General features: G+C 70.8%; 5 protein-coding genes and 1 pseudogene. 3 read left to right on the forward strand and 3 right to left on the reverse strand.

The window, feature by feature from the left end:
• Nucleotides 1-17 precede the first annotated feature (17 nt).
• Complete coding sequence (locus AB0J87_RS53025) at nt 18-581, reverse strand: helix-turn-helix domain-containing protein (RefSeq protein WP_363981058.1); 564 nt, start codon at nt 579-581, stop codon at nt 18-20.
• 81 nt (nt 582-662) lie between these two features.
• Between AB0J87_RS53025 and AB0J87_RS53030 the strand changes: the two genes are divergently transcribed.
• A complete protein-coding gene (locus AB0J87_RS53030; RefSeq protein ID WP_363981061.1) occupies nt 663-1,127 on the forward strand; it encodes a cupin domain-containing protein in 465 nt (154 codons plus the stop codon).
• A gap of 202 nt (nt 1,128-1,329) precedes the next feature.
• Here AB0J87_RS53030 and AB0J87_RS53035 read toward each other — a convergent pair whose 3' ends face one another.
• The gene (locus AB0J87_RS53035) at nt 1,330-3,567 is read right to left on the reverse strand and encodes an Orn/Lys/Arg decarboxylase N-terminal domain-containing protein (protein WP_363981064.1); all 2,238 of its coding nucleotides are present in this window, start codon (nt 3,565-3,567) and stop codon (nt 1,330-1,332) included.
• Nucleotides 3,568-3,706: 139 nt separating this feature from the next.
• Here AB0J87_RS53035 and AB0J87_RS53040 point away from each other — a divergent pair, with 139 nt between their 5' ends.
• Both AB0J87_RS53040 and AB0J87_RS53045 read left to right on the forward strand, forming a co-directional pair.
• Nucleotides 3,707-4,270 carry an MFS transporter gene (locus AB0J87_RS53040; protein ID WP_363981067.1) on the forward strand — a complete coding sequence of 188 codons (564 nt, stop codon included), beginning with the start codon at nt 3,707-3,709 and terminating at the stop codon, nt 4,268-4,270.
• A gap of 87 nt (nt 4,271-4,357) precedes the next feature.
• On the forward strand, nt 4,358-5,377 hold the full coding sequence (locus AB0J87_RS53045; protein ID WP_363981070.1) for an MBL fold metallo-hydrolase: 1,020 nt from the start codon (nt 4,358-4,360) through the stop codon (nt 5,375-5,377).
• A 269-nt stretch (nt 5,378-5,646) separates the two neighbouring features.
• On the opposite strand, the pseudogene AB0J87_RS53050 reads toward AB0J87_RS53045, so the two are convergent.
• Nucleotides 5,647-6,036 (reverse strand): annotated as a pseudogene (locus tag AB0J87_RS53050) (transposase); the annotation flags it as partial.
• Between the last annotated feature and the right edge of the window lie 92 nt (nt 6,037-6,128).

Consider the following 6,128-nt stretch of genomic DNA (forward strand, 5'->3'; position numbering starts at 1 on the left):
TCGCGTGGGCACACCGCTCACGACCGGAGGCCGTTGAGCGCGATCTCGGCGAACCGCCGCCAGTCACCGGCGGAGTGCCGGATGACGGCCGCCAGCCCGCACACGATCATGTTGACGTCCGCCGCCGTCACGTCCGCCCGGACCGTGCCGCCGGCTCGCGCCGCGTCGATCAGCTCCCCGACGACGGCGTGGAGTTTCGCGCGCGGCTCTCCTTGCGGCTCGGTCGAGCCCATGGCCTGCTCGATCACCTCCGACATGCCGCGATCGCCCGCCAGCACCTCGCCGACGTGCCCCAGGAACCGGGCCAGCGCCTGGGACGGGTCACCCTCGGCCAGGCATCGCTCCCGCGCGAAGGCGACCATCTCGGCGGAGCGGTGCGCGGCGACGGCCTCGATCAGGGCCTCACGGGTCGGGAACTTGCGGTAGAGGGTGCCGACGCCGACCCCGGCCACGCGGGCGACCTCCGACATCTGCACGTCATAGCCGTGCTCCGCGAACAGCGCGCGGGCCGCCTCCAGGACGCGGTCACGGTTGCGCTCGGCGTCGGTACGCGGCTTGCGGCGGGTCGGCGGAGTTGACATGCCTGGCGATCCTCTGTCTAGACTCAATTACGGAATCAGGATTCCGCATTCCATTATGCCACGTCCGAAAGGGCCGCCATCATGTCGAAGGATCGTTTCATCCTGCTCAACCCCGGCGAGGTGCGGCCGAGCCGGGTCCCCATGCCGCCCGTGTTCGGCCTCAAGGCCAGGACGGAGGACACCGAAGGCAGGCTCTCCCTCCTGGAGGTGACTCTGGCCCGCGACATCCCCCGGCACGTCCATCACGCGGCCGACGAATGCGTCTACGTGCTGGACGGCGTGCTGGAGGTCGAGTTCGACGACCGGGTCGAGCACGTGGCGGCGGGCGGGTTCGTGCTGTTGCCGCACGGCGTCCCGCACGCCCTGCGCAGGGGATCCACCCCGCCTCCGCGGGTGATCCAGATCTCCACGCCGGGCGGATGGGAGTGCTACCTCGAGGACGCCGCCGAGGCCGGACCGGACGCCACCACCACTGACGGACGGTTCGACGCCAAGAAGCTCAACCTCATCGCCGCCAAGCACCAGATCACCTACGAAGAGCGGTGACCCGAGCCGGGCCCTCCAGACCCGAGCCTGGACCATCCAGCCCGAGCCGGGCCATCCACTTCCCGGCCCAGCCCGCCCCCTCCGAGACCAAGCCACCCACCGGCCCGCGCGGCGATCACGTCGAGGGTCGTGGCCGTCTTCGCGAGCACGGCCGGCAGCAGGATCCGCCTCGTCCGCGCGGCCAGGAGGTGCGCCGGGCGGCTCAGGCCTTGACGACCTCCACCCGGTAGCGGCCGTCGCCGTCGCGGTGGGCGCCGTGGATCTCGGTGGCCAGGTCGGGGAAGGCCCGGTCGAAGTCCTCCAGAGCCCGCAGATAGGCCATCAGCGGACCGTCGGCCGGGCCGGTCGCCTCGCCCGGCATCAGCATGGGGATGCCGGGCGGGGTGACCACCACCGTGGCCGCGGCGACCCGGCCCGGCAGGTCGGCCAGCCGGACGCGTTCGGTGCGGGCCCGGATCATGGCCTGGTAGCAGTCGGCGGGGGTGGACACCGGCTCGGGCAGGGTGGTGAAGACCTGGTCGAGCAGCTTCCCGAGCTCGGAGTCACGCAGCTTCTCGTGGACCAGCGTGCAGAACTTCTGCAGCGAGACCGCCGGCGGCCCGAAGCCGGGCAGCACCTCCGCCAGGGGCAGGTCATCGTCGTAGGCGTTCTTGAAGTCGGTGAGCGCGTCGATCAGCGTGCCCCATTTGCCCTTGGTGATCCCCATGGAGAACAGCACCAGCAGCGTGTGGTCGCCGGTCTTCTCCACCACGATGCCGCGCCGCTGCAGGTAGGCGGCCACGATGCGGGCCGGGATGCCCCAGTCGAGCGTGCCGGTGACGGCGTCGGCCCCCGGGCAGGTGATCGTCACCTTGACCGGGTCGAGCAGGCCGTAGCCCTCGGACATCCCGTCGAACCCGTGCCAGGCCGCCCCCGCCTCCAGGGTCCAGCACCGGGGCTCGGCGCACAGCAGCGCCGGGTCGGCCTCGGCGAACGAGACGCTCTGCCCGGTGCGCGGGTCGGTGACCGTGCGGGGCTGCCAGACGCCGAAGAACCAGTCGGGCCGCCGGCCGTCCTCACGGATGCGCGCGGCCAGCCGCACCATCGCCTGCCGGAACCGGACCGCCTCGACGATCGCCTCCCCGGTGAGGAACGGCCCCGACGGGCCGTCCATCATCGCCGCCGCGACGTCCAGCGAGGCGATCATCGGGTAGAGCGGCGAGGTGGAGGCGTGCATGAGGTACGTCTCGTTGAACGCGTCGTAGTCGACCGGCGCCCGCTCCGCTGGGCGGACGTGCAGCATCGCCGCCTGCGACAGCGCGGCCAGCAGCTTGTGCGTCGACTGGGTGGCGAACACGGTGGGGCGGCCGGGACCGGGCAGCGTGCGCTCGTCGATCGCCATGCCGTACCGGCCGGCGTAGAGCGGGTTGAACCGGGCGTAGGCGAACCACGCCTCGTCGAAGTGCAGCCGTGGCACGCCGGCGCCCAGCAGCTCGCCGACCCGCACCGCGTCGTAGCACACCCCGTCGTACGTGGAGTTGGTGATCACCGCGTACGCCGGCGCTCCGGCGGCCAGGGGGTGAGCGGCCACCAGCGCACGGATGGCGTCCGCCTCCAGCGCGGCGGGCGGGATCGGGCCCGCCAGCCCGAGCCCGTTGCGCTCGGGCACGAGATATACGGGGCGGGCCCCGCTGATGGCCAGCGCGTGCTGGACCGACTTGTGGCAGTTGCGGTCGACCAGGACGGTGTCGTCGCGGGCGATCGCGTGGTGACCGACGATGCGGTTGGCGGTGGAGTTTCCGTTGACCACGAAGAACGTGCGGTCGGCCCCGAAGATGCGGGCGGCGTTGCGCTCGGCCTCGCCGATCGGGCCGGTGTGGTCGAGCGGCGAGCCCAGCTCGGTGACGGAGATGGACAGATCGGTGCGCAGCAGCCGCTCCCCGTAGAAGTCGAAGAACGCCCGCCCCACCGGCGACTTGAGGAATGCCACGCCGCCGGCGTGCGCCGGGGTGTGCCAGGAGTAGCGATGATGGTCCTCGAGGCGCCGCAGCGCGCCGAAGAACGGCGGCAGGATGTTCTCGGCGTACTGTTCGGCCGCGTAGGCGATGCGCCCGGCGATGAAGCGCGGGGTGTCCTCCAGCGGGAAGACGTAGCCCTGGATGACCTCGTACACCCACAGCGGAAGCTCCTGCTCCTGCGCCATCAGGAAGACGGGCAGGCCGCGGAACCGCCTGGAGACCGCGCCCAGCAGCTCTTCCGCGCCCGGCGCCTCCCACGCCACCAGCACCGCCGACAGCGACGCGTCGGACCCGACCACCGCCAGGGCGTCCTCGGCCCGGTGGGTCCAGCGCACCTGGAGCCCGAGCTCGTCCATCGCCGCGCACACGCGGCGGAGCTGCTCGGCGAGTGCCGAGTCGGCGTCGAGACGTTCGGTGACGGCGGCCAGAACCGTTCGCTCCATGCGGCACTCCGTGGTCAGGGGAAGGGTCGGGAAGGTCCTGCGGGGCCCCACGCAATAGTAACCCTTCGGAGTTGTACGGCAACTTCACGTAGCGGTTGCGGCAAGTGACCGCCAAGTACGTGAGAGTAAAGTGCAGCCTGTGACTGGACGATGGCAGATGATGGTCGCCCTGAGCTTGTGCGTGGCACTTTTCTGCGCGAACTGGACCGCGCTGTACGTGGCTCAGCAGGCGATCTCCAGAGACCTCCACCTCACCTCGGCCGCCGGCGTATGGCTGATCTACCTTTATCCCGCCGCCCTGTTAGGGGTGTTGATCCCCGTGAAGGGCCGGCTCGGCATGCTCCTCCTGGGGCTCGGCGCGTTCTGCCTGGCCTCGGCGGGGGCCGCGCTCGCCCCGAACGGCGCCATACTGATCGGCTGCCGGGCCGGGCAGGGGCTGGCGGCCGCGATCGTGCTGCGGGCGGGCTTCGAGCTCGCCCGGGAGCACTTCCGCGGCACCGAGTGGGGGCCGGCGCTGGTGATCCCGGTGGCGCTCGCCGTCCCGGCACTGATCGCGGGGCCCGTGCTCGGCGGCGTCATCACCGATTTCCTGTCCTTCCGGTGGGTCTTCCTGATCAATGTGCCGCTGACCGTCGTGGCCTTGGTGCTGGTCGCGCTCTTCACGCCCCGCAGGGTCCTGCCCGCGCACCCTCGACCTCGATGAGCGACTTGCGCAGCCATGCGCGCTCCTGACTGGCTTCGATATCGACTTTCCTATCGCAGCGGGGGCGTTGCCAATATTGGACACCGCATGATCGACTCTGGTCTGCTGGGGCGCATGTCGTTCGAGCAGACCAGTCTGTCCCGCCGTACCCTGCTGATCGCCTCGGCCGTCCTGCCGCTGGCAGGAGGCGCGGCCGAGGCGTCGGCCGCCGTGTCGGCCGGGCGCGCGAAGGACTACTACGACCGCGCGGCCGGGCTGGCCGGCGACGACCCGGTCCTGCGGCAACTCGCCAAGGCGCTCTCCCCCGGCGCCGTGATCCCGGACGTGAAGGCCCCCAAACCGCTGCGGATCTTCGACAACGTCGCCGTGGTGAGCACCGGCCTGGTCTCGGCCACGGCGCTCCTCACGTCCGGGGGCGTCATCCTCATCGACGCGCTGGGGTCGCCGGACGACGCCAAGAAGATCATCGTTCCGGAGCTGCGTTCGCTGGGGGTGGACCCCTCGACGATCAAGTACGTGGTGGCCGCCCACGGTCACAGCGACCACTTCGGCGGCGCCCAGTACCTCGCCGACCGGTACGGGGCCCGCGTCATGATGGCCCCTGCCGACTGGAAGCTCGTCGCCGCCGACCGTCCCGCCAACGCTCCGAAACGGGACCTGGACATCGCCGACGGTCAGCGGCTGACCCTCGGCGACACCACGATCACCTTCCACCACACGCCCGGGCACACGCCGGGCACCGTCTCGTCGATCTTCCCGGTGCGGTGGAAGGGACAGCGGCACACCGCGATGTTGTGGGGTGGCACCAACCCGCCCACCGCCACCAAGGACAAGCGGACCTACCTCGCCTCCGTGCTCGCCTTCGCCGCCCGGATGCGGCAGGCGGGCGTGGACGTCGAGCTGAACAACCACGGGCTCTGCGACAACGGCCTGGCGCGCATGGAGGAGCTGCGTGGCGGGTCGTCCGGGGCCGCGAACCCGTTCGTCATCGGCGCTCCCCGGGCGCAGCGCTTCATGAAGGTCATGGAAACCATGCTGCGCGGCCGGATCGCCTCCGACCGGGAGGCGAGCGCCGCCAGCCGCGCGCTCGGGCGGGACAGGTCGTAGCCGTCGCGCCGCCGGAACGCGGTCAGGAACGTCTCGGCCACCACGTCGTCGGCGGCGTCCTCGCCCAGCCGGCGCGTAACGTAGCGGGTGGCGTCCGCGGCGTGCCGGCGGAAGACCTCGGCAAACACCTCGAGGTCGCGCCGGGACCGTTCGATGCACGAGGCGTCATCCACCTCTGCCCGGCTCGTCTCGCTCGCTCGGCCTCACGGCTCTGAATTGACGCGCTCTCCGGCCTGAAGGGCCGGAGATTCTGGCCTGTGCCACGCCGTTCATGCGGCGGCACTTCCTCGGCTTCCTGCTTCGCCGGCCCGTGCCGCCGCGAGCGGTGGTCTTATCGGCCCTCCACAGGCGTTTTGTCTCTCCGCCCGTCCGGCGGCGAGAATGTTGATTGCGGCGTTCACGTCCCGATCATGGACGGCGCCACACGGGCAGGACCATTTCCGCACGTTCAACGGCATCGTCTCGGCCAGTGCCCCGCAGGCCGAACACAGCTTGGACGACGGGAAGAACCGGCCGACCTTTGCGAACTGCCTGCCATACAGCTTCGCCTTGTACTCCAGCATGCTCACGAACGCCGACCAGCCCGCGTCATGGACGCTCTTGGCCAGCCTCGTGCGCGCCAGCCCCTTCACGGCCAGGTCCTCCACGTAGATCGCTTGGATGCCCCTATGTTCGTCAAGTCGTCAGGCTGGGGCGGGAGCGTGGTCGGCTGTCGCTGCTTTGATCAAGGCGTAGACCTCGCGGGCGACGT

The sequence above is a fragment of the Nonomuraea sp. NPDC049625 genome (genome assembly GCF_040675285.1).
GTDB classification, from domain to species: Bacteria; Actinomycetota; Actinomycetes; order Streptosporangiales; family Streptosporangiaceae; genus Nonomuraea; species Nonomuraea angiospora_A.

Coding starts and splice junctions, on each gene's coding strand:
- AB0J87_RS53025 (WP_363981058.1), bottom strand. CDS start 581: ATGTCAACTCCGCCGACCCGCCGCAAGCCGCGTACCGACGCCGAGCGC.
- AB0J87_RS53030 (WP_363981061.1), top strand. CDS start 663: ATGTCGAAGGATCGTTTCATCCTGCTCAACCCCGGCGAGGTGCGGCCG.
- AB0J87_RS53035 (WP_363981064.1), bottom strand. CDS start 3,567: ATGGAGCGAACGGTTCTGGCCGCCGTCACCGAACGTCTCGACGCCGAC.
- AB0J87_RS53045 (WP_363981070.1), top strand. CDS start 4,358: ATGATCGACTCTGGTCTGCTGGGGCGCATGTCGTTCGAGCAGACCAGT.